23 protein-coding genes are annotated in these 24616 nt (G+C 59.8%); 19 read left to right on the top strand and 4 right to left on the bottom strand.

Features of this window, described 5'->3' with window-relative positions; all coding sequences use genetic code 11:
• Nucleotides 1-4: 4 nt before the first annotated feature.
• The 6 genes from GSF67_RS22620 (at nucleotide 5) to GSF67_RS22645 (ending at nucleotide 7823) form a co-directional block, all read left to right on the top strand.
• Nucleotides 5-1276: a sugar ABC transporter substrate-binding protein gene (locus tag GSF67_RS22620; protein WP_080814395.1), complete on the top strand. Its 1272-nt coding sequence runs from the start codon at nucleotides 5-7 to the stop codon at nucleotides 1274-1276.
• Nucleotides 1277-1533: 257 nt separating this feature from the next.
• Nucleotides 1534-2394 carry a carbohydrate ABC transporter permease gene (locus tag GSF67_RS22625; RefSeq protein WP_006311850.1) on the top strand — a complete coding sequence of 287 codons (861 nt, stop codon included), beginning with the start codon at nucleotides 1534-1536 and terminating at the stop codon, nucleotides 2392-2394.
• A complete protein-coding gene (locus tag GSF67_RS22630; RefSeq protein WP_006311851.1) occupies nucleotides 2391-3227 on the top strand; it encodes a carbohydrate ABC transporter permease in 837 nt (278 codons plus the stop codon). The genes GSF67_RS22625 and GSF67_RS22630 overlap by 4 nt, the downstream gene beginning before the upstream one ends.
• A 9-nt stretch (nucleotides 3228-3236) precedes the next feature.
• Nucleotides 3237-4322: an ABC transporter ATP-binding protein gene (locus GSF67_RS22635; protein ID WP_006311852.1), complete on the top strand. Its 1086-nt coding sequence runs from the start codon at nucleotides 3237-3239 to the stop codon at nucleotides 4320-4322.
• Between the two features lie 35 nt (nucleotides 4323-4357).
• Nucleotides 4358-6361, top strand: a complete 2004-nt coding sequence (locus GSF67_RS22640; protein ID WP_006311853.1) for an aldo/keto reductase — start codon at nucleotides 4358-4360, stop codon at nucleotides 6359-6361.
• 229 nt (nucleotides 6362-6590) lie between these two features.
• Complete coding sequence (locus tag GSF67_RS22645) at nucleotides 6591-7823, top strand: Xaa-Pro peptidase family protein (protein ID WP_006311854.1); 1233 nt, start codon at nucleotides 6591-6593, stop codon at nucleotides 7821-7823.
• Between the two features lie 22 nt (nucleotides 7824-7845).
• Here the strand turns inward: GSF67_RS22645 and GSF67_RS22650 are convergent, their stop codons facing one another.
• From GSF67_RS22650 to GSF67_RS22660, 3 genes are all read right to left on the bottom strand, one after another.
• Entirely contained in the window at nucleotides 7846-8163 is a 318-nt protein-coding gene (locus GSF67_RS22650; RefSeq protein ID WP_006311855.1) for a cupin domain-containing protein, read from the bottom strand.
• Nucleotides 8164-8213: 50 nt separating this feature from the next.
• Nucleotides 8214-8951, bottom strand: coding sequence for a FadR/GntR family transcriptional regulator (locus tag GSF67_RS22655; RefSeq protein WP_006311856.1), 738 nt, complete (start codon nucleotides 8949-8951; stop codon nucleotides 8214-8216).
• Between the two features lie 89 nt (nucleotides 8952-9040).
• Entirely contained in the window at nucleotides 9041-9838 is a 798-nt protein-coding gene (locus tag GSF67_RS22660) for an NAD(P)-dependent oxidoreductase (RefSeq protein ID WP_006311857.1), read from the bottom strand.
• Nucleotides 9839-9976: 138 nt separating this feature from the next.
• Between GSF67_RS22660 and kduI the strand changes: the two genes are divergently transcribed.
• The 8 genes from kduI to GSF67_RS22700 all read left to right on the top strand — a co-directional run bounded on the left by kduI (nucleotide 9977) and on the right by GSF67_RS22700 (nucleotide 17597).
• Nucleotides 9977-10801: a 5-dehydro-4-deoxy-D-glucuronate isomerase gene (gene kduI / locus GSF67_RS22665; protein WP_006311858.1), complete on the top strand. Its 825-nt coding sequence runs from the start codon at nucleotides 9977-9979 to the stop codon at nucleotides 10799-10801.
• Complete coding sequence (gene kduD, locus GSF67_RS22670; protein ID WP_006311859.1) at nucleotides 10798-11541, top strand: 2-dehydro-3-deoxy-D-gluconate 5-dehydrogenase KduD; 744 nt, start codon at nucleotides 10798-10800, stop codon at nucleotides 11539-11541. Before kduI ends, kduD begins: the two co-directional genes overlap by 4 nt.
• 113 nt (nucleotides 11542-11654) lie before the next feature.
• Entirely contained in the window at nucleotides 11655-12566 is a 912-nt protein-coding gene (gene kdgD, locus GSF67_RS22675) for a 5-dehydro-4-deoxyglucarate dehydratase (RefSeq protein ID WP_035214989.1), read from the top strand.
• 25 nt (nucleotides 12567-12591) lie between these two features.
• The gene (locus tag GSF67_RS22680; protein WP_006311861.1) at nucleotides 12592-13728 is read left to right on the top strand and encodes a D-galactarolactone cycloisomerase; all 1137 of its coding nucleotides are present in this window, start codon (nucleotides 12592-12594) and stop codon (nucleotides 13726-13728) included.
• Nucleotides 13725-14603, top strand: coding sequence for a D-galactarolactone isomerase (locus GSF67_RS22685; protein WP_006311862.1), 879 nt, complete (start codon nucleotides 13725-13727; stop codon nucleotides 14601-14603). The genes GSF67_RS22680 and GSF67_RS22685 overlap by 4 nt, the downstream gene beginning before the upstream one ends.
• 143 nt (nucleotides 14604-14746) lie before the next feature.
• Entirely contained in the window at nucleotides 14747-15724 is a 978-nt protein-coding gene (locus GSF67_RS22690; protein ID WP_010972787.1) for a TRAP transporter substrate-binding protein, read from the top strand.
• A 70-nt stretch (nucleotides 15725-15794) separates the two neighbouring features.
• Complete coding sequence (locus tag GSF67_RS22695; protein ID WP_006311864.1) at nucleotides 15795-16316, top strand: TRAP transporter small permease; 522 nt, start codon at nucleotides 15795-15797, stop codon at nucleotides 16314-16316.
• Nucleotides 16317-17597, top strand: coding sequence for a TRAP transporter large permease (locus GSF67_RS22700; RefSeq protein ID WP_006311865.1), 1281 nt, complete (start codon nucleotides 16317-16319; stop codon nucleotides 17595-17597).
• A gap of 29 nt (nucleotides 17598-17626) precedes the next feature.
• Here GSF67_RS22700 and GSF67_RS22705 read toward each other — a convergent pair whose 3' ends face one another.
• The gene (locus GSF67_RS22705; RefSeq protein WP_035214960.1) at nucleotides 17627-18553 is read right to left on the bottom strand and encodes an AraC family transcriptional regulator; all 927 of its coding nucleotides are present in this window, start codon (nucleotides 18551-18553) and stop codon (nucleotides 17627-17629) included.
• A gap of 212 nt (nucleotides 18554-18765) precedes the next feature.
• On the opposite strand from GSF67_RS22705, the gene GSF67_RS22710 reads away from it, so the two are divergent.
• The 5 genes from GSF67_RS22710 to GSF67_RS22730 all read left to right on the top strand — a co-directional run bounded on the left by GSF67_RS22710 (nucleotide 18766) and on the right by GSF67_RS22730 (nucleotide 24614).
• Entirely contained in the window at nucleotides 18766-19647 is an 882-nt protein-coding gene (locus tag GSF67_RS22710) for a carbohydrate ABC transporter permease (RefSeq protein ID WP_006311867.1), read from the top strand.
• 4 nt (nucleotides 19648-19651) lie between these two features.
• Nucleotides 19652-20536, top strand: a complete 885-nt coding sequence (locus tag GSF67_RS22715; RefSeq protein ID WP_006311868.1) for a carbohydrate ABC transporter permease — start codon at nucleotides 19652-19654, stop codon at nucleotides 20534-20536.
• Nucleotides 20537-20538: 2 nt separating this feature from the next.
• A complete protein-coding gene (locus GSF67_RS22720; protein WP_006311869.1) occupies nucleotides 20539-21639 on the top strand; it encodes an ABC transporter ATP-binding protein in 1101 nt (366 codons plus the stop codon).
• Between the two features lie 43 nt (nucleotides 21640-21682).
• The gene (locus GSF67_RS22725) at nucleotides 21683-22951 is read left to right on the top strand and encodes an ABC transporter substrate-binding protein (protein ID WP_006311870.1); all 1269 of its coding nucleotides are present in this window, start codon (nucleotides 21683-21685) and stop codon (nucleotides 22949-22951) included.
• Nucleotides 22952-23060: 109 nt separating this feature from the next.
• Nucleotides 23061-24614 (top strand): glycoside hydrolase family 28 protein, encoded by a 1554-nt coding sequence (locus tag GSF67_RS22730; protein WP_006311871.1) that lies wholly within the window; start codon nucleotides 23061-23063, stop codon nucleotides 24612-24614.
• Nucleotides 24615-24616 lie beyond the last annotated feature (2 nt).

Below are 24616 nucleotides of genomic sequence, written 5' to 3' on the forward strand. Positions count from 1 at the left end.
TTCAATGTGCTTTAAATTTCTTGGCGCGTCTACGGCTCTGCTGCTGCTTGCAGCCCCGGCTTTCGCGCAAACCGAAACCGTCACCATCTGGAGCTGGAATGTCGCTGCTTCCGCGCTGAAATCCACGGTCGAAGGTTTCAACAAGCAGAATCCGGATATCAAGATCGTCGTTGAAGACCTTGGAAACAATCAGGTTTTTGACAAGACGCTGGCCGCCTGCGCAGCCGGTGGCGACGGTCTTCCTGACATTGTCACCGTCGAGAATTTCGAGGCGGAGCTGTTCTGGAGCCGTTTTCCCGATTGTTTCGCCAATCTGACCGAGCTTGGCTATACGCCTGAAAAACAGGCGCTTTTCCCCGACTTCAAGCGCACCGAACTTGAGGTTGACGGTGTCGCCTATGCGGTTCCGTGGGATTCTGGTCCGGTGGCGGTATTTTATCGCCGCGACTTCTATGAGAAGGCGGGCGTCGATCCCGCCACGATCAAGAGCTGGGACGATTTCATTGCCGCCGGCAAGAAGGTCATGGCCGCCAATCCCGGCACCGTCATGGCGCAGGCCGATTTCAACGGCGATAGCGAATGGTTCCGCATGATCGCCAATGAGCAGGGATGCGGTTACTTTTCGACCGATGGCGAGAATATCACGATCAACAAGCCTGCCTGTGTCGCGACCCTTGAAAAGGTCAAGGAAATGAAGGACGCGGGCATCATCACGGCGGCGATCTGGGATGAGAAAATCCAGGCCAATACGGCCGGCAAGGCCGCAAGCCAGATGTATGGCGCGTGGTATGAAGGCACGGTGCGCTCCGGTTCACCCGACCTTTCCGGCAAGTGGGGCGTCTATCTGATGCCGAGCCTGACGGCCGATGGTCCGCATGCGGCCAATCTCGGCGGTTCGTCGCTGGCGATCAGCTCTACATCCCAGCGCAAGGAAGCGGCGTGGAAATATATCGACTACGCGCTCACCACCAATGAAGGTCAGGTGACGATGCTGAAATCCTTCGGCCTCGTTCCTTCGCTCCTGTCCGCCATCGACGATCCTTTCGTCAAGGAAAAGCAGCCCTATTGGGGCGGGCAGGCGGTGTGGACCGATATTCTCGCCACCCTGCCGAAGATCGTGCCGAGCCGCGGCACCGCGTTCCAGTCAGATGCGGATGCGATCTACAAGGCGACGCAGACGAAATATTTTGCCGGTGGATATCCCGATGCGAAGGCCGCCCTCGACGACGCCGCAAAGCAGATTGAAACGGCGACGGGGCTCCCCGTAGCGGAGTAAACCGGCGGTTTAGGAACCGAGCGGGGCCCCGGATTTCTTCTCCCCGAGGGGGAGAAGTCCGCGGCAGCGGGATGAGGGGGCGACGGTAGTGATAGACCGAGAGCGAGCTCCCTCATCCGACCCTTGGGTCACCTTCTGCCCCTCAGGGAGAAGAAATACGCCGCGCCGTCCTGCAATGGCATTGCCCCTGAACGGGGCCGGCCTTTCTGAAGCTTTTCCATTTATCCGGCCCCATCGGCCGGCATCTGGAGGTCGTCATGCCGTCTAGGAACAGGATCGCTTATGCTTTCCTCGCGCCCTATCTCCTGATTTTCGCCACCTTCTGGGTTTGGCCAATCATCAGCTCGTTCATGCTGTCGTTCCAGAACACGCGCATCAACCCGTGGCGGTTCGCGCCCTCCATGAACTGGGGGCGGCTCGTTTCCGATCCTGCGTTCTATAACGCGCTTTACAATACGCTGATCATTCTGGTCATTCAGGTGCCTGTGATGATTGCGCTTGCCACGGTCATGGCGGTGCTCTTGAATTCGCCGCTACTCAAAGTCCGGCCGCTTTACCGTTTTGCGTTTTTCGCGCCTGTCGTCGTCGGCGAGGTTGCCTATGCGGCGGTGTTCCGGCTGATGTTCAGCGCCGATTTCGGCATTATCAACAAGCTCATCACATCAGTCGGCCTCTCGCCCATCTCGTGGTTCGACAATGCCAATGCGGCCATGGCGCTTGTCATCATCGCGGTTACCTGGCGCTGGGCGGGGTATAACGCCATCATCATCCTTGCCGGGCTGCAATCCATCCCCGGTGACGTTTATGAGGCGGCGACGCTGGACAAGGTGAGCAAGCGCCAGCAGTTCTTTCATATCACCCTTCCGCTGCTCAAACCCATCATCCTCTTTTGCGTCGTCCTGTCGGTCATCGGCACCATGCAGCTGTTTGCCGAACCTTTCCTCATCACCAACAGGGGCGGGCCGGGTGGCGGCACGGAGACGCTCGGACTGTTCCTTTACCGGCAGGGCTTCACGTCGCTCAATTTCGGTTACGCCTCGGCCATCGCCTACACCATGGCGGCGCTCGCCATCGCCATTTCGCTGCTTAATCTGTGGGTCGGGAGGGAGCCGAAATGAGATCGAAATCCAGATCGCTGTTCTGGCAAAAGATGGCCCTGCATGCGACGCTGACGCCGCTCGCCATCATCTGGCTGTTTCCACTGTGGATGATGTTCGTGTTCTCGACCATGCCGGATTACGGCATTTTCAGCCCGGACATTGTTCTGGTGCCATCCACCAACTTTATGGAAAATTTAAGCAACCTTCAGGCGGATACGAATTTCCTGCGGGCGATGTTCATCTCCATCACCGTCGCCGTCATCTACACGGTTCTTTCGGTGTTCCTGACGTCGATGGCGGGCTGGGCGCTGGCGCGTTACCGTTTCGCTGGACGCAGGGTGGTGATCGCCATCATCCTCGGCACCATCACTCTGCCCTTCGCTGTCGTTGTCATTCCGCAATTCATCATGGTGGCGCGTGAATTCAAGCTCGCCAACACCTGGATCGCATTGATCGTGCCGCCGCTGTTCAACTCGCTCGGCGTGCTGTTCATGCGACAATCCTTCTCGATGATGCCGACCGAGCTTTTCGATGCGGCACGGGTGGAAGGCGTCAAGGAATGGCAGATCTTCCTGCGCATCGCCCTGCCGCTGGCGCGGCCCACCATGGCGGCGCTCTCGATCATTCTCTTCCTGGCCTCGTGGAATAATTATCTCTGGCCGCTTCTCATCAATTCCCGCCCAGGAATGATGACCGCACCCGTGGCCCTTGGCACCCTCATCGGGCTCACCAAGGTGTCATGGGGCGGCATCATGGCTGGCGCGGTGCTGCTCACCGCACCCATCCTCGTAGTTTTCGTGGCTTTGCAACGTCACTTCATCGCCGGCATCTCAGCCGGGGCAGTCAAGTAAGGGGGCCGCATGGCGGAACTTTCGCTCAAAAACGTGGTCAAGCGTTACGGCGCGCTGGAGGTGATCCATGGTGCCAATCTGGAAGTGGAGGACGGCGAATTCGTCGTGTTTGTCGGCCCGTCCGGCTGCGGCAAATCCACGCTTCTCAGAATGATCGCCGGGCTGGAAGATATTTCCGGCGGCGATATCGTGATTGGCGGAAAGACGGTCAGCGACGCCGATCCGGCGGATCGCGGCATCGCCATGGTGTTCCAGTCCTACGCGCTCTATCCGCATATGACGGTCGCCGAAAACTTGTCCTTCGGTCTTCGGATGAACGGCAACCCCAAGGCCGATACGCAAAAGCGTGTCAGCCGCGCCGCCGAAATCCTGCAGATCAACGAATTGATGCAACGCCGCCCGAAACAGCTTTCCGGCGGCCAGCGGCAGCGTGTGGCTATCGGCCGCGCCATCGTGCGCGAACCGCAGGTCTTCCTCTTCGACGAGCCGCTCTCCAATCTCGATGCCGAATTGCGGGTGCAGATGCGCGTGGAAATATCGCGGCTGCACAAGCAGCTCGGCACCACGATGATCTATGTCACCCATGACCAGACCGAAGCGATGACGCTCGCCGACAAGATCGTGGTGCTGCGGGCGGGCAATATCGAACAGGTCGGCCCGCCGCTCGATCTTTATGACGATCCAGCCAACCGTTTCGTCGCCGGTTTCGTCGGTTCACCGAAAATGAATTTTCTCGACGCCACCATCATCGACAGCGGCGCGGAAAACGTCACGCTATCGTTCGACAGCGATCCCGCGGTGCGGCTGATCTTGCCCGTGAAGGGCCGCTTGAACGAAGGCGCCAGGGTCTCGCTCGGCATCCGACCCGAACATTTCGCCGATGCCGGCGCGGGTGATGCCGATCTCACCGTGTATGTCGATGTCGCCGAACATCTCGGTAACACCAGCTATGTCTATGCCCGAACCGAAGGCGGCGAGCAGCTCATCATCGAGCGGCCGGAATCGCGCGATGTCGGCAATCGCGACCAGCTGACGGTCGGTCTTTCCGCCCGCAAGGCTTTCCTTTTCGACAGCAAGGGCGAACGCCTGCGCTGATTTCTTCCCAAGCACCAATGTAAGACGAGGATTTCATGACGACCGAACAACCGATCCGCTGGGGCATCATCGGCCCGGGAACCATCGCAAAGACTTTCGCGGATGGTATCGCCCATTCCCGCACCGGCAGGTTAGAGGCCATCGCCACCCGCAATCCGGACAGGCCGGGCCTTGCCGAAGCCTTTGCCGGCGCGCGCATCATCAAGGGTTACGATGCGTTGCTTGCCGATCCCGATATCGATGCGGTCTATATCGCCACACCCCATACCGGCCATGCCGAATGGGCGATCAAGGCCATACGCGCTGGCAAGAACGTGCTGGTGGAAAAACCCATCGCGCTTTCCGCCTATGACGCCGACGCTATTTTTCATGAGGCGAAAAAGGCGGGCGTCTTCGCCGGTGAAGCCTATATGTACCGCCTGCATCCGCAGACGGCGAAATTGCTGGAACTGGTGAAAGCCCGTGCGGTTGGCGATATCCGTATCATCCGCTCGAGCTTCGGTTTCAACATGGGTTCGTTCCGGGCCGATCACCGGCTTTTCGCCAATGAAATGGCGGGCGGCGGCATTCTCGATGTCGGCGGTTATCCGGTCTCCATGGTGCGGATGATCGCAGGTGCCGTGGAGGGAAAACCCTTTGTCGAGCCGGAAAAGGTGGCGGGCGCGGCCCATCTCGGCCAGTCAGGCGTCGATGAATGGGCCTCGGCCGTGCTGAAATTCGCAAACGGCATCGTCGCGGAAGTTTCGTGCTCGATCATGGCGGCGCAGGACAATGTGCTGCGCATCATCGGCTCGGAAGGCCGTATCGAGGTCAAGGATTTCTGGTTCGCCGCCGGCCACAAGGGTGGCACCGGCCGTATAGACATCATCCGCGGCGACAAGGTCGACACCATCGAATTGCCGGAGGATCGCTGGCTTTATTCCTTCGAGGTCGATGTGGCCGGCGAGGCAATTCGCCAGGGTAAAAAGGAATTCGATGCACCCGGCATGGCCTGGGCCGACAGCCTCGGCAACCTGCGTGTCATGGATCAATGGCGGGCCTCGGTCGGGCTGGAATACAGCGTCGAGAAGGCGACCTCCCGCATCGCAAACATTGCCGGCGGCACGGTTGTGGCCGGAAATACGGTTCCGAAGCGGCAGATACCGGGCCTTTTCAAACCCGCCTCCGTGGTCGCGCTCGGTTTCGAATTTTTCCCCAATTTTGCCTCCGCATCCCTGACGCTCGATGCTTTTTATGAAGCAGGCGGCAATCTCTTCGATACGGCCTATGTCTATGGCGCCGGAAAAACCGAGGCGATTTTTGGTGACTGGCATACGAGCCGCAACGTGCCGCGCGAAGAGATCGTGCTGATTGGCAAGGGCGCGCATTCGCCGCTCTGCTATCCTGACATGATTGCCAAACAGCTCGATCAGTCGCTTGAACGGCTGAAGACGGATTATGTCGATGCCTATTTCATGCATCGTGATAATCTGGACGTTCCGGTTGGCGAATTCGTTGATGCCATGGATTCCGAAGTCCGGCGCGGCCGCATTCGCGGCATTTTCGGCGGCTCGAACTGGACGCGCGAGCGTATGGATGAGGCTGCCGCCTATGCGCAGAAGAATGGCAAGCAGGCCCCGGGCGCTCTTTCCAACAACTTCTCGCTCGCCGAAATGCTCGATCCCATCTGGGCGGGCTGCGTGGCGGCATCGGATGACGAGTGGAAGGAATGGCTGAAATCCCGCCAGATCCCTAACTTCGCCTGGTCGAGCCAAGGGCGCGGCTTCTTCACCGAGCGGGCAGGGCGCGACAAGCAGGATGATGAGGAAATCGTCCGCGTCTGGTATTCTGACCGTAACTTCGTGCGCCGCGACCGGGCGATCGAGCTAGCCCAGAAACTCGGGCGGCACCCGATCCATATCGCGCTTGCTTATGTCATCGCCCAGCCCTTCCCGGTCATCCCGCTGATCGGGCCGCGCACCATCGCGGAGCTGGAGGACAGCCTTTCGGCACTGGATATTGCTTTGACGGATGAGCAGGTGAAGTGGCTGGAGGCTTGAAAGACGATGTGGCGGCGGATTTATCCGCCGCCTCGTTTGGATAGGCGAGGTGTTGCGGATACTTCTCCCCGCCGGGGAAAAGAAACAAGTGGTATGCGCTCGCTCCAAATGACGACCGTTGTGGTGGAGATGTCATCTTCCACCTTCTTTCCTCTCCCGGTGACTGCTAAAGCGTAGTTTCATAAAATGCGCCGCAAGATACGGCAGGCAAACAATCACCGGGGTTCCCATGAGCTATGTCGACCGAAGCCGTGCGCAGCAGCTGATGCGGGAGGCGGATATCGATGCGCTGGTGCTGTTCCAGCCCGAAGCCTTCCGATATGCGGTCGGCGCTCACGCCGGTGTTGCGACAATGTGGGGCAGGGCTGGTTCAGCGATTGCGCTTGTTCCGGCAGATGCCGGGGCGGGGCTTGCCGCCATCGTCAGCGATCATGCTGCCCCGCTTATCAGGAAGGCTGCGCCAGATATCGATCTGCGCTGCCACCGCATATGGATCGACATGGTCGATCTGTCGGGTGTCGAAACTGTCGCGCAAGTGGATAAGGCATATCGCCGCAACAATTCGGGCGGCCCGAGGCCGGAGACGTTTGACCGCGCGGTCTGTTTCAAACTTCTCGCGGATCTCCTGCGGGAGCGCAGTTTAGCATCGGCGCACATCGGTGCCGATCTCGAATTCATGCCCGCCGCCGATTTTTTCGCCCTGCGTCAGGCGCTTCCCGATGTGACTTGGGTGGACGGTTCGGCCGTGTTGCGACGTCTGCGCGCCGTGAAATCCGAACGTGAGGCCGTGCTTTTAAGGCAGGCCGCAGCCGCTGCTGAGGCCGGGCTGGTCGAGATGGCCGCCGCCGTTCGGCCGGGCGCGGCGCTTGGTGGGCTTTCTGCCGCCTGGAAGGCTGGCGCGCAGGCGCATGCCGCGACGTCAGGTTTTTCGCTGAGCGGACATTGGGACTACATATCCGTCGGGCCCGCTTTGTCGGATATGGCGGCTGTGGTGACGCCGGGCGCATTGATCAAGGCCGATGTCGGCACGTTGGTCGATGGTTATTCGTCTGACGGTGCAAGAACCTTCTCATGGGGCCCGGTCTCGCCTCTGGCGGTGGATATCTTCAAGGCGCTGGAAGCGGCCTTCGAAAGCGGGCTGGACGCGCTTCGTCCCGGCAACAGCTTCGGCGCGGTGCACGCAGCCATGCTGGCCTCGATGCGCAGGGATGGTTTCAGTGAGTATTATCGCGGCCATTTCGGCCACTCCGTCGGCGGCGGGGTGGGCATCGAGGAGTGGCCGTTCTTTTCCCATGACAACGCGGAAATTATTCTTCCCGGTATGGTGGTTGCGCTCGAAGCGCCATTTTACGGCGAGGGGCTGGGTGCGCTGATGATCGAGGATCAGTTCCTCGTCACATCGTCAGGCACAGAATGCATGAACAAGCTGCCACGCACTCTGCGGGATTTGTCACGGGAATGATGGCTCGCGGCCGTCTGCTGCCTTAGAGAAAATCGTCGCGGCGCGGGGTGAAGCAGTCGATCAGCTCACCCTCTTCCAGACAGAGGCAGCCATGTTCAATATGGCCGGGAACGACCAGGCTATCGCCTTTCTGAAGGTCATAGGCGTCGCCATCGCGGTAAAAGCGGAAACTGCCGCTGGCGACATAGGTGGATTGCACATGCGGATGGCTGTGCAGCTTGCCTTCGGCGCCGGTCTTGAAGCGGAAGGACACGACCATCAGCTCGGGTGCCTCGGAAAGCACGGTGCGTTCGACGCCATCGTCGGGCGAAACGGTGGGGAATGTCGGAAGCTGCTGCATGGGTTTCTCCTCAGTCTTTAATGCGGTTCAGGGCGTTCAGGCGGGCAGTCTCAGCGCGGCGCGCGCAACATGGCGCGGTAACGCGTCTGGCTGCTTTTCAGGTGGCTGCGCATGGCGCTTCGCGCCGCATCCTCGTTGCCATCCTGTATGGCGATCAGGATTGCCTCGTGCTCGCCGACGAGACGGCTGAGATCGGCGGGTGAAAGCACGGTTTCGGTACCATTTTCGGCGACCGCACGGCGCGGAATGACGGTCGGGCCAAGCACCTGCAGGAATTCGCTGAAGCGGGGATTGTTGGTCGCTTCCGCGACCGCGATGTGAAAGGCGAAATCGGCCTCGGCCGTTGGCATGCCCTTGGCGGCGCTGGCGCGGAAGGCATCGAAGGCCTCGATGATCTTTTCTTCCTGTGCCGGCGAACGGCGAATGGCGGCAAGGCCGGCGGCATCGCCTTCCACGGCGGTGCGCAGTTCCAGCATCTCGATCAGCGAGGAGACACGGGCGAGATCGACATTGTGAAACGGCCGTCGCTCAACGGGCGCGGGTTCCAGGACGAAGACGCCGGCGCCCTGACGCGGCTCAACCAGACCGTCGGAGCGCAGCGAGGCAACCGCCTCGCGCACCACCGTGCGGCTCACGCCGAATTCCTGCGTCATCTGCGCTTCGGAGGGCAGGCGGTCGCCGGTTTTGTAGCGGCCCTTGGCGATCTGGCTGCGGAGTTCCTCCGAAACCTTCACCACAAGCGTTCTGCCCTGTGGAGCTGCCGGTTCGGAGGTGGTCGCTTTTGTCATCTGTGTCGCCGTTCTAAAATGGGTGCGGGGTTGCGTCCGGATGTCCTCGATACGTCATTCGCGGCCCGGCTTGCAATCCCGCTGATCATTCAGCTCTGTTTGAAGATCGGGTTGTCGACAAACGTACCGCCCTGGAACCGCACCAACGCGTCATTCGGGTCCGGTGGCGGTGTCGTCTCGGTTATATGCCGCCGGAAGGCCTCGGCATTATCCTTCGGTTTCCAGCCCAGAAAGCCAAGATGCGAATTGTCCCACCAGCCGGCATCATTGGCCGATGCCCCCCAGACGACCGGGCAGCCGAGCATGGGCGCACGAAACACCGCCTCGATCAGCGACACGAAATCATCGTGCGAAAACCATGTGGACAGCATGCGGTAATTGTTGGGTTCCGACGTACAGGAGCCGATGCGCACCAGCGCCGTCTCCTGCCCGAATTTATCGAAATACATGCGGGCGAGGTTTTCGCCGAAACATTTGGAAACGCCGTAAAGACCGTCCGGACGCGCCGGAACATCCGGACCGAGCCGTTCGGTCTGCGGATAATAGCCGATCGTGTGGTTGGAGCTGGCAAAGACGATGCGTGGCTGTCCATGGGCGCGGGCGGCCTCGTAGAGATTATAAAGCCCGATGATATTGCCCTGAAGGATTTGTTCGAATGGCTTCTCCACCGAGATGCCGCCGAGATGAACAATACCGTCGCAACCGGCGACCATGGCATTTACGGCACTGGCATCGGCAAGGTCGCATTGCACGCATTCCTCGTTCGGCCCTGCCGGGTCGAGCGGGGAGAGATCGGCAAGGCGCAGTATCTCCGCCATCGGTGCGAGACGCTCGCGCATGACGCGGCCAAGCTGGCCCGCCGCACCGGTAACAAGAAGCCGTTTCATCGCCATTCTTCCAAGCCTTTTCTGCGTCTTTGCTGTGGTCCAGAGTGCCTTCACCTCTTGACCTTGTCATACAGATCGTACAAAAAGCGGATAACATATATTATGTGCCATGCGCAACAATCATGAAGGATGAGTTTGATGCTGACCGTCGAAACCAGGCAGGCCGTGAACCCGGACTATGCAAAAACGCTGGATACCGAAGGGCTCCGCCGGCATTTCCTCGCCAACGACATGTTCCGTTCCGGTGAAATCAGGCTGATCTATACCCATTACGATCGTTTCGTGATGGGCGGTGCGGTGCCCAATGGCGCGCCACTGACGCTGGACAAGGTGGAAGAAACCAAGACGCCATCCTTCCTCGACCGGCGCGAGATGGGCATCGTCAATATCGGAGAAACCGGCACCGTCAGCGCCGGCGGTGAGACCTATACGCTTAATCGCGGCGACGTGCTTTATCTCGGTGCCGGCAGCGGGGCTGTTACCTTCGATGGTGCTGGCCGGTTCTACATCACGTCCTGCCCGGCCCATCGCAGCCTGCCGGCAAAGCTTGTCAGCCTCGCTGAGAGCAAAGAGGTCAAGCTTGGCGCGACCGAGACCTCCAACAAGCGCACCATCAACCAGTTCATCCATCCGCTGGTCATGGAAAGCTGCCAGCTGGTTCTGGGTTATACGACGCTGGAGGATGGCTCGGTCTGGAACACCATTCCCTCGCATATTCATGATCGCCGCATGGAGGCCTATCTCTATTTCGGTATGGATGAAAAGTCGCGCGTGCTGCATCTGATGGGCGAACCGCAGGAAACCCGCCATCTGTTCATTTCCAATGAAGAAGGCGCCATTTCGCCGCCCTGGTCGATCCATTCCGGTGCTGGCATCGGCTCTTACACCTTCATCTGGGCGATGGCCGGCGACAATGTTGATTATACCGACATGGACTTCATCCAGCCGGGGGATCTGAAATGAAAAATCCCTTTTCGCTTGAGGGCCGCAAGGCGCTCGTAACGGGCGCGAATACGGGGCTTGGCCAGGCGATTGCGGTGGGTCTTGCCGCTGCCGGTGCGGAAGTGGTCTGCGCCGCTCGCCGTGCGCCGGACGAAACGCTTGATATCATCGCAAAAGACGGCGGCAAGGCGAGTGCGCTGCTCATCGATTTTGCCGATCCGCTGGCGGCGAAGGATAGCTTTGCCGACGCCGGTTTCGATATTCTCGTCAACAATGCCGGCATCATCCGCCGCGCCGATTCCGTCGAGTTTTCCGAACTCGACTGGGACGAGGTGATGGACGTCAATCTGAAGGCGCTGTTTTTCACCACGCAGGCCTTCGCCAAAGAGTTGCTGGCCAAAGGTCGATCCGGCAAGGTGGTCAATATAGCCTCGCTCCTGTCGTTTCAGGGTGGCATTCGTGTGCCGTCCTACACCGCGGCGAAACATGGCGTTGCAGGTCTCACCAAGCTTCTGGCGAATGAATGGGCGGCAAAGGGCATCAATGTGAACGCCATTGCGCCCGGTTACATCGAAACCAACAATACCGAGGCGTTGCGCGCCGATGCAGCCCGCAACAAGGCCATTCTGGAGCGTATTCCGGCCGGCCGCTGGGGGCATTCGGAAGACATCGCCGGGGCGGCGGTTTTCCTGTCATCTGCGGCGGCAGATTATGTGCATGGCGCTATTCTCAACGTCGATGGCGGCTGGCTGGCGCGCTGATTTGCGCCAGTTTCTAAAATTCATCATATAACTTGTATGATGACTTGTTGACAAATATACGGCAAGCGGTTTAGGTGGCTTTCAGTCAGTGAACTTGCAGAGGAATTTCGATGATGAACCCTGAACAAATCAAGACGGCGCTCGGCTCCGGTCTTTTGTCTTTCCCGGTCACCCATTTCGATGCCGAGGGTCGTTTTGCGGCCGATAGCTACAGGGAGCATGTCGAATGGCTTGCCGGATACAAGGCTCCGGTGCTATTTGCCGCTGGCGGCACGGGCGAGTTCTTCTCGCTGAAGCCGGATGAAATCCCCACCATCGTTGCCGCCGCCAAGGACGTGGCCGGCGAAACGGCCATCGTGTCCGGCTGTGGTTACGGCACCGAGATCGCCGTCGATATCGCCCGCTCCGTCGAAAAGGTCGGTGCCGATGGTATCCTGCTTCTGCCGCATTACCTCATCGATGCGCCGCAGGAAGGGCTTTACGCCCACATCAAGAAGGTTTGTCAGTCGGTTGGCATCGGCGTGATGGTTTATAACCGTGACAATTCCGTGCTGCAGGCCGATACGCTGGCGCGTCTTTGCGACGAATGCCCGAACCTCGTCGGCTTCAAGGATGGCACCGGCGATATCGGCCTCGTGCGCCAGATCACCGCCAAGATGGGTGACCGTCTGATGTATCTCGGTGGCATGCCGACGGCGGAATTGTTTGCCGAAGCCTATCTCGGCGCTGGTTTCACCACCTATTCCTCGGCCGTGTTCAACTTCGTGCCGGGTCTTGCCAATGAGTTCTACGCCGCCCTGCGTGCCGGCGAGCGCGCCACCTGCGAACGCATTCTCGTTGATTTCTTCTATCCGTTCATGGCGATCCGTAACCGCGCCAAGGGTTATGCCGTCTCCGCCGTCAAGGCCGGTGTTCGCCTGCAGGGCTTCAACGCCGGTCCGGTGCGCGCGCCGCTGAAGGATCTGACGAATGAGGAAATCGGCATGCTCGAAGCCCTGATCGGCACACACAAGCGCAAAGCCTGATCACGGGTAAAACGGGAGGGGAGCCATGAAAATCACGGCGGTGCGCACGCATCTGCTCGAACACCGGCTGGACACGCCGTTTGAAAGCGCATCCATGCGCTTCGACCGGCGGGCCCATGTTCTGGTGGAGATCGAATGCGACGACGGGACCGTCGGCTGGGGCGAATGCCTCGGCCCGGCAAGGCCCAACGCGGCTGTGGTTCAGGCTTACTCAGGCTGGCTCATCGGCCAGGATCCGCGCCAGACCGAAAAGATCTGGGCCGTGCTTTATAATGCCCTGCGCGATCAGGGCCAGCGCGGCCTCAGCCTCACGGCCTTGTCCGGTATCGATATCGCGCTCTGGGATATCAAGGGCAAGCATTACGGCGCTTCCATCTCGATGCTGCTTGGCGGGCGCTGGCGCGAAAGCGTGCGCGCCTATGCCACCGGCAGCTTCAAGCGCGACAAGGTGGATCGCGTCTCCGACAATGCCTCCGAGATGGCGGAGCGCCGGGCGGAGGGTTTTCACGCCTGCAAGATCAAGATCGGTTTCGGTATCGAAGAAGACCTCAGGGTCATTGCCGCGGTGCGTGAGGCGATCGGGCCGGATATGCGGCTGATGATCGACGCCAATCACGGTTATACCGTCACCGAGGCCATCACGCTCGGCAACCGTGCCGCCGGATTCGGCATCGACTGGTTCGAGGAGCCGGTTGTCCCGGAACAGCTTGATGCCTATGCCCGGGTGCGGGCCGGCCAGCCGATCCCGGTTGCGGGTGGCGAGACCTGGCACGGGCGTTATGGCATGTGGCAGGCGCTTTCCGCCGGTGCCGTGGATATTCTCCAGCCCGATCTCTGCGGCTGCGGCGGATTTTCCGAAATACAGAAGATCGCCACGCTGGCGACACTTCACGGCGTGCGCATCGTGCCGCATGTCTGGGGCACCGGCGTGCAGATTGCCGCCGCGTTGCAATTCATGGCGGCGATGACGCCTGACCCGGTGCGCGTGAACCCCATTGAGCCGATCATGGAATTTGACCGCACCCATAATCCGTTCCGCCAGGCCGTGCTGCGTGAGCCTCTCGAAGCCGTGAACGGCATTGTCACCATACCCGATGGTCCCGGCCTCGGCATCGAGATCAACCGCGATGCATTGACTGAATTCAGGATGCCAGACCCATGAGCGAACTCGTCAGAAAACTGAGCGGCACAGCGCCGAACCCCGCCTTTCCGAGAGGCGCGGTGGATACGCAGATGCACATGTATCTGCCCGGCTATCCTGCCTTGCCGGGTGGTCCTGGCCTGCCGCCGGGCGCTCTGCCGGGGCCGGAGGATTATCGTCGCCTCATGCAATGGCTCGGCATAGACCGGGTCATCATCACGCAGGGCAACGCCCATCAGCGCGATAATGGCAACACACTGGCTTGCGTTGCCGAAATGGGCGAGGCGGCCCACGCCGTTGTCATCATCGATGCGACCACGACCGAAAAGGACATGGAAAAGCTCACCGCCGCCGGTACGGTCGGCGCGCGTATCATGGATTTGCCGGGCGGCGCGGTGAACCTGTCCGAATTGGACGCGGTGGACGAGCGGGCATATGCGGCCGACTGGATGGTGGCAGTGCAGTTCGACGGCAACGGTCTTCTCGATCATCTGCCGCGCCTTCAGAAAATCCGTTCCCGCTGGGTGTTCGATCATCACGGCAAGTTCTTCAAGGGCATCAGGACGGATGGGCCGGAAATGGCGGCGCTTTTGAAGCTCATCGACCGCGGCAATCTCTGGTTCAAATTCGCAGGCGTTTATGAAAGCTCCCGCGAAAGCTGGCCCTATGCCGATGTCGCCGCCTTTTCGCGGGTGATCGCCGCCCATGCGCCGGAGCGCATCGTCTGGGGCACCAACTGGCCGCATAATTCGGTGCGCGAGACGGCGGCCTATCCCGACGATGCCCGTCTTGCGGAACTGACGCTCGGCTGGCTGCCGGATGAGGCGGCGCGTCATCGGGCGCTGGTCGAAAACCCGGAAGCGCTGTTCAAGCTGTCACCGGTCAACGCGGCCTAGTTTTAAAAGGGATGGTTGGGAAAGGGAGGCCCCATCATCCTTGTCACGTGAAAGGACTTTGCATGCCGGCCCGGATGGGCGTCAAAAAATCGGTCCGATAGCCTTGGAGGGGCTGGGTCGTTTCAACAATGGAGGAGGAAAACATGAAAAAGATTGCAAGCATGATGTGCGTCGCGATGGGGATCGCGCTGTCAGGTGTTTCCGCCAGCGCACAGGAAATCACCCTGCGCTCCGCCGATATCCACCCGGATGGTTATCCGACCGTCGAGGCCGTGAAATATATGGGTGAGTTGCTGGCTGAGCGCAGCAAGGGCCGCATCAAGATACAGGTGATGAACAATTCCGTTCTCGGCGGCGAGAAGGACACCATCGAGCAGACCCGCTTCGGCGTCATCGACATGAACCGCGTCAACGCCGCCCCCTTCAACAATCTGGTCAAGGAAACCACCGTTCTCGGCCTGCCTTTCCTGTTCCGTTCGACGGAGCACATGCATAACACCGTTGATGGCCCGATCGGTGATGAAGTTCTTGCGGCCTTCGAACCGCACGGCCTCATCGGTCTTGCCTTTTACGATTCCGGTGCGCGTTCCTTCTACACCACCAAAAAACCCATCGAAAAACTGGCGGACCTGAAGGGTCTCAAAATCCGCGTGCAGCAGTCGGATCTGTGGATTTCGATGATGCAGGCCTTTGGTGCCAACCCGACGCCGATGCCGATGGGCGAGGTCTATTCCTCGCTGGAAACCGGTGTCGTCGACGGTGCCGAAAACAACTGGCCGTCCTACGAATCTGCCCGCCACTATGAGGTCGCAAAAAACTACTCGCTGACGGAACATTCCCTCAACCCGGAAATCCTCGTTATTTCCAAGATCTCCTATGACAAGCTCTCGCCGGAAGACCAGAAGCTGCTGCGCCAGGCGGCCAAGGATTCGGTCGGCAAGATGCGCGAACTCTGGAGTGCCCGCGAAAAGGCGTCGGAAGAAAAAGTCCGCGCCGGTGGCGCCAACGTCATCAAGGTCAACAAGGAGGAATTCGCTGCGGCGATGGGTCCGGTCTACGACAAGTTCGTCACCGATCCGAAGATGAAAGACCTTCTGGAACGGGTGAAAGCGGTCAAGTAACACGCGGAAAACCGGCCCTGGAAACAGGGCCGGTTTTCTTTTGTTGCCGTTGATGCGGGAGGAACAGACAATGCGAAATTTCATGCGGGCAATCCGCCCTTTTCTCGGCGCGCTCAGCCGCGCGTCGCTTTATATTGCCGGTATCGGCATGATCGCCATGACGCTTATCGTCGGCTGGCAGGTCTTTGCCCGTTATATCCTCAATGATTCACCGAGCTGGTCGGAGCCGCTGTCGCTGCACCTCATGTCCTGGTTCATCATGCTGGGGGCAGCCGTCGGCGTGCGCGAAAGCGTGCATCTCGGGCTCGATATTCTGCGCTATATGATGTCGCCGCGCGTGCAGAAGGGCATGGACCTGACGAGCCTTGCGCTGATCTTCTTCTTCGGCGCGGGCATGGCCTGGTATGGCACCTCGCTTTCCATGGGCACCTGGACGGCGACCATTCCGGTTCTCGGCTGGCCGGGCGGGACGGATTTCTTCCCGCTGATCGGTGGTGGTTTCCTCATCGCGCTGTTTGCAGCGGAACGTTTCGCCGATCTTGCCATCGGCGAGGATATCGCGGCTGACGTCATCGTGCAGGAGGCCGCATAAATGGCTTACACCATTCTTTTCGGTGTCTTCACCCTGCTGATGCTGATCGGAACGCCGATCGCATTCTGCCTCGGCATCGCCTCCTTCGCCACGGTTCTTTATCTCGGCCTGCCGCCCATCGTGGTGTTCCAGCAGATGAATTCCGGCATGAATGTCTTTGCGATGATGGCGATCCCGTTCTTCATTTTCGCAGGGGACCTGATGGTGCGTGGCGGCATCGCCCATCGCCTCATCCGGTTTGCCGCCGGTCTCGTCGGGCACCTGCGTGGCGGTCTTGGCCAGGTCAATATCGTGGCCTCGACCCTGTTCGGCGGCATTTCCGGTTCGGCCGTCGCCGATGCTTCGGCAGTCGGCGGTTTGATGATCCCGCAAATGGCCAAGCGCGGTTATGACAGGGACTATGCCGTCAATGTCACCGTCAATGCCGCCATCATCGCGTTGATGATCCCGCCTTCGCACAACATGATCCTCTATTCGATCGCGGCGGGTGGCAATGTCTCGGTGGCCGATCTCTTCACCGCCGGCATCATCCCCGGCTTTCTGCTTGCTGCGGCGCTGATGGTGACGGCCTATATCGTCGCCCGGCGCAAGGGTTATCCGTCCGAGCCGTTCCCGGGTTTCTCCAAGCTGATGTATTATCTGCTGGCCTCGTTCCCCGGCATCCTGCTGATCGGCATCATCTTTGGCGGTGTGCGTTCGGGCATATTCACCGCGACGGAAAGCTCGTGCATCGCCGTGCTTTATGCTTTCCTCGTCGCCATGCTGGTCTATCGCGAGCTGAACTGGGACGGTTTTGTGGAAGCGGTCATGGGTGCGGTCCGCACCACGGCCATGGTCCTGCTGGTCATCGGCACGGCGGCATCCTTCGGCTGGCTGATGGCCTTTCTGCAGGTTCAGACGTTGATGATTGCGGCAATCAGCGCGATTTCGGACAATCCGATCATCGTGCTGCTCGTCATCAACGTCATCCTGCTGCTGCTCGGCACCTTCATGGATATGGCGCCGATGGTCATCATCTCCACGCCGGTGCTTCTGCCTGTCGTGAAGGCCTTCGGCATCGACCCCGTGCATTTCGGCGTGGTGATGATCCTGAACGCCGGTATCGGCCTCAACACGCCGCCGGTGGGAACGGTGCTCTTTGTCGGCTGCGCAGTGGGCGGCATCACGATACGGGAGGCGATGCGGACGATCTGGCCGTTCTTCGGCGCCAGTATCGCCGTGCTGCTGGCTGTTACCTATATTCCGTCGCTGTCCCTGTGGTTGCCGTCACTGTTCCGGTAATTCCCGAGCTTGCAAACGAGAAGGCCCCGCTATGCCGGGGCCTTTTCCATTTCAGCGGCAAGCAGCCTTTGCTGTTCGTGTTCGTCAAACGCCATGAGATTGCCGTGCCGGCTGCGGCGTATCCGGTTCATGTGGTCGCGCGGACTTAAGCCCAATGTACGCTTGAACATCCGTGAGAAATAATAGGGGTCGCCATACCCCACCTCGGCGGCGGCTGCCGAGACCGAAAGCCCCGCCTCGAGAAAATGCATGGCGCGTTCCATACGCTTGAATTCCTGGTATTTGCGCGGCGTCCGACCGACCCGCTTCTGGAATTCCCGCAGGAAATAATCGCGATTATAGGGGGCTGCATCGGTCGCCCTGCCGGCAATTTCAGGGTCGAGCGGATTGGCCGAAATCATCGTGATCGCCTTCATCACCGCAAGGTCGAGGCCTTCCGTGCCCTCCGGCTGGAAACTCGGGCGGTCCACCCATCCGAGAAAGGCATCGTCAATAAAGGCAATCAGCAGCACCATGAAAAGATGGTGCTGGCCGAGTGTCACGGAGGAGGGCGGGGCACTCTGCCGGTAGTGGCGAACCAGCGGCTCCAGCAACGGCCAGCGGCTCAGCCTCACCTTTGGTTTCAGGTCCATCTGCGCGATCAGGTTGTGGCGGCCGTAAATATCGAGGTTGAAGTGCTGCGCCACGCCGCGATAGGTCACGGCCTGTTCGTTCCAGCCGACGAAGCGCTGCCCCCTGAAAATCAGCATGGCGTCACCCGGCTCCAGCACCCGCGCTTCGCCATCCACGAGATAATGCCCGCGCCCTTCCAGACAGATAATGAGGTCATCCACCGGGTTGGATTTGTCGATCTGCCAGGTGCGCGAATGCTCCATCTTGATCGTCGCGCGCGTGAGATTGAGGTTGAGCGCCGCGGGCGGAACGGATGACAGAATGCCACCTTCGATTTCGTCCATCTTTTTCCTCATCTTTGTTAATTCACCTTGGCGCGGAAATTTGGTTTTGTCACCGTATAAATCGCATTTACGCGCCGTATCAATGAGGGAGGAGAACGGTCGCGACGTGACATTGCGCTTTTATGCGCCCGTCGCCGATTGTTCCGGGAGAATCACTTGTACGAAATTGAATTCTGTCATTCGCGTCCCATCGGGGCGCGGGGAGGCGCATCATGAAATCCCAGCGCTTCCTGGGGCTGGGATATCTGACGCCCTATATCGTCGGGCTGCTGGTCTTTACCGCAATCCCTTTCCTTGGCTCCCTTTATCTCAGCTTTACCCGTTACGACCTGATGAGCGATCCCACATGGGCTGGGCTTGCCAATTACGAACGGCTGTTCACCCGCGACCGCACCTTCATGAAGTCGCTGAACGTCACCCTGTTCTACGTGTTCCTGACGGTGCCGCTGAAGCTTGCTTTTGCCCTCTTCATTGCGGCGATCCTCAATTACAAGCTGCAATTCATCAACTTCTTCCGCACTGCCTTTTATGTGCCATCCATCCTCGGCGGCTCGATTGCGATTGCCGTTCTGTGGCGTTATATCTTCGCGAGCGAAGGGCTGGCCAACATGGCGCTGGCGGCAATCGGCCTGTCACCAGTCGACTGGTTCGGCGATCCGGGCAATGCGCTTTTCACCATCACGCTGCTGCGCTGCTGGCAGTTCGGTTCGGCCATGGTGATCTTCCTCGCCGCGCTGCAATCCATCGACAAGTCGCTTTATGAAGCGGCCGCCATCGATGGCGCGGGCAAGGTAAAGACCTTCTTCTTCATCACGCTTCCCTTGCTGACACCGGTGATCTTCTTCAACCTCATCATGCAGATGGTCCAGGCGTTTCAGGAGTTTAACGGTCCTTACATCATCACCCAGGGCGGGCCGCTGAAGTCCACTTACCTCTTGCCTCTCTACATCTATGACGAGGCCTTCAAGAAGTTCAACATGGGTTATGCCTCCGCCATTGCCTGGGTGCTCTTCACCATCATCACCGTGCTGACCCTCGTCGCCTTCTGGTCGTCGAAGAAGTGGGTCTATTACGCCGGCGACAAGCGGAATTGATGCCATGACCGATATCGCAACCCTCAACGACATGCAGGCGGCCCGCCGGGCAAGGCTCAGGCTGCTCTCCACCTCTGTGCGCTACGTGCTTCTCTTCGCGGTCGGCCTCGTCATGCTTTATCCGCTGATCTGGCTGGTGGGCGCGAGTTTCAAGACCAATTCGGAAATCTTCTCCGGTGCCGGCTTCATCCCCGAAAATCCCACGCTGGACGGCTATATCCGCGGCTGGCAAACCTCGACGCCCTATACATTCGGCCGGTTCTTTTGGAATTCGTTCCTGATCATCCTGCCGAAGGTCATCGGCACGGCGATTTCCTGCACCATGGCGGCCTATGCCTTTGCCCGCTTCGATTTTCCGCTGAAGAAAATCCTGTTCGGCTCGGTCATCGCCATTCTGCTCTTGCCGAATGTCGTCACCCGCATTCCGCAATATATCCTGTTCCGCGATCTCGGCTGGCTGGACAGTTTCCTGCCGCTCTGGGTGCCCTCGGCTTTTGCCGGTGATGCCTTCTTCGTCTTTATGCTGGTGCAGTTCCTGCGCTCGCTGCCGTCGGATATGGAAGAGGCCGCCCGGGTGGATGGCGCCAACAGCCTGCAGACACTCATCTACATCGTCGTACCGATGCTGGCGCCGGCGCTGATTTCGGTCTGCCTGTTCCAGTTCATGTGGACGATGAACGACTTTCTGGGACCGCTGATCTACCTGTCCTCGGTCGACAAATATCCGGTGAGCCTTGCGCTCAAACTCTCCATCGACACCACCGAAGCCTTTGAATGGAACCGCATCCTGGCGATGTCGGTGCTGACGATCGCGCCTGCGCTGATCGTGTTCTTCGCGGCGCAACGGTATTTCATTGAAGGGATCTCGTCTGGCGGGGTCAAGGGCTGAAAATGGCAAGCGTTCAACTTAGAAATCTCGAAAAAGTCTATGGCGGCAGCTTCAAGGCCGTGCACGGCATCAATCTCGATGTCGAGGATGGCGAGTTCATGGTGTTTGTCGGCCCTTCCGGCTGCGCCAAATCCACGACGCTGCGCATGGTGGCAGGGCTGGAGGAAATCACCGGCGGCGAAATCCTGATCGGCGACCAGCGCGTCAACGACCTGCCACCCGGCAAGCGCTCCATTGCCATGGTGTTCCAGAATTATGCGCTTTATCCGCATATGAAGGTGCGCGGCAATCTGGCCTTCGGCCTCAAGATCGCCGGTGTCGCCAAACCCGAGATCGAAAAGGCAATCGATAATGTCGCGCGCATTCTCGAAATCGAACCGCTGCTCGACCGGCTGCCGAAGCAGCTTTCCGGTGGGCAGGCGCAGCGTGTTGCGCTGGGCCGCGCGCTCATCAAGAAGCCGAGCGTGTTTCTGTTCGATGAGCCGCTGTCCAATCTCGACGCCAAGCTGCGTGCCTCCATGCGGGTGCGGATCACCGATCTGCATCGTCAGCTGAAGGCGGAAGGCCTGTCCTCGACGGTTATTTACGTCACCCACGACCAGACGGAAGCCATGACCATGGGCGACCGTATCTGCGTCATGCAGGCGGGCCGCATCATGCAGGTTGCTACTCCGAAGGAGCTGTATAACCGCCCTGCCAATCTGTTCGTGGCCGGTTTCATCGGCATGCCGGAAATGAACCTGGTGGATGTGGCCATCGAAGGCGCGGAATTCGTCATTGGCGGACAGCGTCTGTCGATCGGTGCGCATCTGGAACAGCGGTTATCGGCCAGAACGTCGGACGCCGTCATCGGTATCCGCCCGCAGCATCTTTCGCTGGCGGGGGAAGCCGATGGTCCGGCGCTGGAGGCGAAACTCACCAATGCGGAATTCATGGGGCACGAGGTCTATCTGCACGCCGATCTCGGTGGCCAGAAGCTGGTGAGTGTCGTGGGTGCGGCGGAATTCGAGGCGCTCGGGCGCGACGGCATCCTGCGGCTGAAACCGGACCCGGAGAAGCTGCATATTTTCGACAAGGCCGATGGCCGCAACGTCTCGCTGTGAGGAGGGGACGGGCATGCCTGATTTTTCGAGGAGGAGAACAACAATGAAGATGATGACAAGAATGATGGCGATGCTTGCCGGTGCCGCCTATGTGGCGATGGCAACTGCCCCGGCCGCCGGCGCTGCCGAAATGCGCATGTCGTGGTGGGGCGGTGAAAGCCGTCATGTCGCCACCCAGAAGGCAATTGCCGCCTGCGGCGAGAAATATGGCCATACAGTCAAGGGTGAATTCACCGGCTTCGACGGGTATCTCGAAAAGCTCACCACGCAGATGGCGGGCAAGACGGAGGCCGATATCGTTCAGGTCAACTGGCCGTGGCTGCCGCTGTTTTCCAAGAACGGCGATGGTTTTGCTGATCTGCGTCAGCTAAAGCCGCTCGATCTTTCGCAATGGGCCGAGAGCGATCTGGAGGCGGGGTCGATGAACGGTGTGTTACAGGGGCTTTCCGTTTCCACCACCGGCCGCGTCTTTTTCTTCAACGCCACCACGTTTGAAAAGGCGGGCGTCGAAATTCCGAAGACATGGGACGAATTCTTCGCCGCAACGAAGACCATCAAGGAAAAGCTCGGCAAGGACCACTATACCTTCAATGCCGTGAAGGAGACTGCCCAGCTTCTGGTGACGCTGGCCGTCGTGCAGAAGACCGGCAAGGATCTGGTCGACCCGAAGACCAACCGTGTCGCCTGGACACCGGCGGAACTGGCTGAGGGCATCTCCTTTGTCGGCAAGCTGGTGGAGACCGGCTCCATCCGCTCCCAGAAAGAGGAAGCGGCTGATGGTAACGTCAACCTTTATGAAAAACCGTCATGGTCCGAGGGCCGCATTGCCGGCTCCTACGAATGGGATTCGACCTATTCGAAATACGCCGATCCCCTGAAGGAAGGGCAGGTTCTGAAACCCGTGCCGATGCTGAAGCTTGCAGATGCGGTAACCGAAGGCGTCTATCGCAAACCCTCCATGGTGTTTTCGATCTCGAAAAACTCGAGGAACCCGGAAGCGGCCGCGCAAATCCTGAACTGCCTGCTGAACGAACCGGAGGGTATCGATGCACTCGGCACCTCGCGTGGCCTGCCTGCGTCAAAGGCTGCGGCGGAGCGTCTGGGCAACAAGGGTGAGCCGGAAGTGCGCGCTGCCAATGCCATCGTCATGGCGGCATCGGGTCCAGTGGTATCGCCCTTCAATGAACATCCGGAAATCCGCTCGGGCTTCATCGATACGCTGGAGGAATATGCCTATGGCCAACTGACGGCGGAAGAGGCGGCCGAGCAGATCATCGATACGACCAACGATGTTCTGGCCAAGTTCGACTGAAACAAACGGTCCCGCCGCGCAACTTGCGGCGGGGCCATTTTTGCGGCCACCGGGTGATAGGCTGCATGGCCGAGATTGGCCGGACAGGCGTGAAAGACGAGAAGAGAGCATGAACGAACCCCTTATCATCGCGCTTTCGGCGCGAACGGCAGCACTTTGCCTTGCCGCACCAGATGCGCGCTATCACCTGCCGGCACAAACGGCATGGCATCTGTCCTCGCCGGTTGGCGATGGTCAGCAGGGCGAAGCTACGACCGTCGTGACGCTGCTGCATGATCTGCGCCCGGATACGCGCTATGTCTTCGAAGCCGAGGGGTTCGGCAGTCTGGAATTCAGAACCGCGCCCTGTGCCGGGCTCGTCGAAGCCACAGCGTTTTCCCTACGCCCGGATATTGCGCTTGACGATGAAGAAGGTGCGCGCGCCAATGCGACGGCGCTCGAAAACGCTGTCGCCGCCGTGCCGGCTGGCGGCACCCTGCGTCTGGGCCCCGGTGTCTGGACGGCCTTTCCGGTGCGGTTGAAAAGCGAGATGACGCTGCACCTGGCGGAAGGCGCCGTGCTGCGTGCGCCATCCGTCCGTAATAGTTGGCCGATCCTGCCCGCTCGCGATGAGGCCGGGCGCATGCTTGGCAGCTGGGAGGGATTACCGGATGCCTGTTTCGCCGCGCCTGTTGATGCCATCGGAGCGGATAATCTCGTGATCGAGGGCAGGGGTATCCTGGATGGCTCCGGCGACAAGGGCGACTGGTGGAGCTGGCCGAAGGAAACCCGTGACGGCGCGCGCCGGCCGCGCGGCCTTCATCTCGTTTCCTGCCGTAAAACACAGCTTCTGGGTTTTACGATCCGCAATGCCGCCTCGTGGACGATCCATCCGCAGGGCTGCGAGGATTTGACGGCCGCCGGCCTCACCATCATTGCGCCGCATGACAGTCCCAATACCGATGGTTTCAACCCCGAAAGCTGCCGCAACGTGATGATATCAGGCGTGCGCTTTTCGGTGGGTGATGACTGCATCGCGGTGAAGGCGGGAAAACGCGGGCCTGATGGTGAGGACGATCATTTGGCGGAGACACGCGGTATCAGCGTGCGCCATTGCCTGATGCAACGCGGCCATGGCGGGCTGGTCATCGGTTCGGAAATGTCCGGCGGGGTCCATGATGTGACGGTGGAAGATTGCGACATGATCGGCACGGATCGCGGCCTGCGTCTCAAGACGCGGCGCGGTCGCGGCGGTATCGTCAGCAACATCACCATGCGCCGGGTGTTGCTGGACGGTGTGCAGACTGCACTTTCCGCCAACGCCCATTATCATTGTGATGCCGATGGGCATGATGACTGGGTGCAGTCGCGAAACCCGGCGCCGGTCAATGACGGCACGCCGTTCGTCGACGGCATCACCGTGGAAGATGTCGAAATCCGCAATCTCGCCCATGCGGCAGGTGTCTTTCTCGGTCTGCCGGAGGCTCCCATCCGCAACATCGTTGTCCGCAACCTCACCATCGTCTCGCATGATCCTTCGGCTGTTGCGACGCCGCCGATCATGGCCGACCGCGTGCGCCCCATGCGCCATGAGGCGATCGTCTTCGAGCAGGCGGATGTCGTCTGCGATGATCCGGCGCTTCTGAATGACGCCCCCGTTTCCATTTTGTCAGATTTCGATTGAGA

The organism is Agrobacterium sp. CGMCC 11546 (assembly GCF_013365515.1).
GTDB classification, from domain to species: Bacteria; Pseudomonadota; Alphaproteobacteria; order Rhizobiales; family Rhizobiaceae; genus Agrobacterium; species Agrobacterium fabrum.

Bases quoted from the DNA above. Each gene is read 5' to 3' on its own strand.
- GSF67_RS22620 (WP_080814395.1), top strand. From the start codon at position 5: ATGTGCTTTAAATTTCTTGGCGCGTCTACGGCTCTGCTGCTGCTTGCA.
- GSF67_RS22625 (WP_006311850.1), top strand. From the start codon at position 1,534: ATGCCGTCTAGGAACAGGATCGCTTATGCTTTCCTCGCGCCCTATCTC.
- GSF67_RS22630 (WP_006311851.1), top strand. From the start codon at position 2,391: ATGAGATCGAAATCCAGATCGCTGTTCTGGCAAAAGATGGCCCTGCAT.
- GSF67_RS22635 (WP_006311852.1), top strand. From the start codon at position 3,237: ATGGCGGAACTTTCGCTCAAAAACGTGGTCAAGCGTTACGGCGCGCTG.
- GSF67_RS22640 (WP_006311853.1), top strand. From the start codon at position 4,358: ATGACGACCGAACAACCGATCCGCTGGGGCATCATCGGCCCGGGAACC.
- GSF67_RS22645 (WP_006311854.1), top strand. From the start codon at position 6,591: ATGAGCTATGTCGACCGAAGCCGTGCGCAGCAGCTGATGCGGGAGGCG.
- GSF67_RS22650 (WP_006311855.1), bottom strand. From the start codon at position 8,163: ATGCAGCAGCTTCCGACATTCCCCACCGTTTCGCCCGACGATGGCGTC.
- GSF67_RS22655 (WP_006311856.1), bottom strand. From the start codon at position 8,951: ATGACAAAAGCGACCACCTCCGAACCGGCAGCTCCACAGGGCAGAACG.
- GSF67_RS22660 (WP_006311857.1), bottom strand. From the start codon at position 9,838: ATGAAACGGCTTCTTGTTACCGGTGCGGCGGGCCAGCTTGGCCGCGTC.
- kduI (WP_006311858.1), top strand. From the start codon at position 9,977: ATGCTGACCGTCGAAACCAGGCAGGCCGTGAACCCGGACTATGCAAAA.
- kduD (WP_006311859.1), top strand. From the start codon at position 10,798: ATGAAAAATCCCTTTTCGCTTGAGGGCCGCAAGGCGCTCGTAACGGGC.
- kdgD (WP_035214989.1), top strand. From the start codon at position 11,655: ATGAACCCTGAACAAATCAAGACGGCGCTCGGCTCCGGTCTTTTGTCT.
- GSF67_RS22680 (WP_006311861.1), top strand. From the start codon at position 12,592: ATGAAAATCACGGCGGTGCGCACGCATCTGCTCGAACACCGGCTGGAC.
- GSF67_RS22685 (WP_006311862.1), top strand. From the start codon at position 13,725: ATGAGCGAACTCGTCAGAAAACTGAGCGGCACAGCGCCGAACCCCGCC.
- GSF67_RS22690 (WP_010972787.1), top strand. From the start codon at position 14,747: ATGAAAAAGATTGCAAGCATGATGTGCGTCGCGATGGGGATCGCGCTG.
- GSF67_RS22695 (WP_006311864.1), top strand. From the start codon at position 15,795: ATGCGAAATTTCATGCGGGCAATCCGCCCTTTTCTCGGCGCGCTCAGC.
- GSF67_RS22700 (WP_006311865.1), top strand. From the start codon at position 16,317: ATGGCTTACACCATTCTTTTCGGTGTCTTCACCCTGCTGATGCTGATC.
- GSF67_RS22705 (WP_035214960.1), bottom strand. From the start codon at position 18,553: ATGGACGAAATCGAAGGTGGCATTCTGTCATCCGTTCCGCCCGCGGCG.
- GSF67_RS22710 (WP_006311867.1), top strand. From the start codon at position 18,766: ATGAAATCCCAGCGCTTCCTGGGGCTGGGATATCTGACGCCCTATATC.
- GSF67_RS22715 (WP_006311868.1), top strand. From the start codon at position 19,652: ATGACCGATATCGCAACCCTCAACGACATGCAGGCGGCCCGCCGGGCA.
- GSF67_RS22720 (WP_006311869.1), top strand. From the start codon at position 20,539: ATGGCAAGCGTTCAACTTAGAAATCTCGAAAAAGTCTATGGCGGCAGC.
- GSF67_RS22725 (WP_006311870.1), top strand. From the start codon at position 21,683: ATGAAGATGATGACAAGAATGATGGCGATGCTTGCCGGTGCCGCCTAT.
- GSF67_RS22730 (WP_006311871.1), top strand. From the start codon at position 23,061: ATGAACGAACCCCTTATCATCGCGCTTTCGGCGCGAACGGCAGCACTT.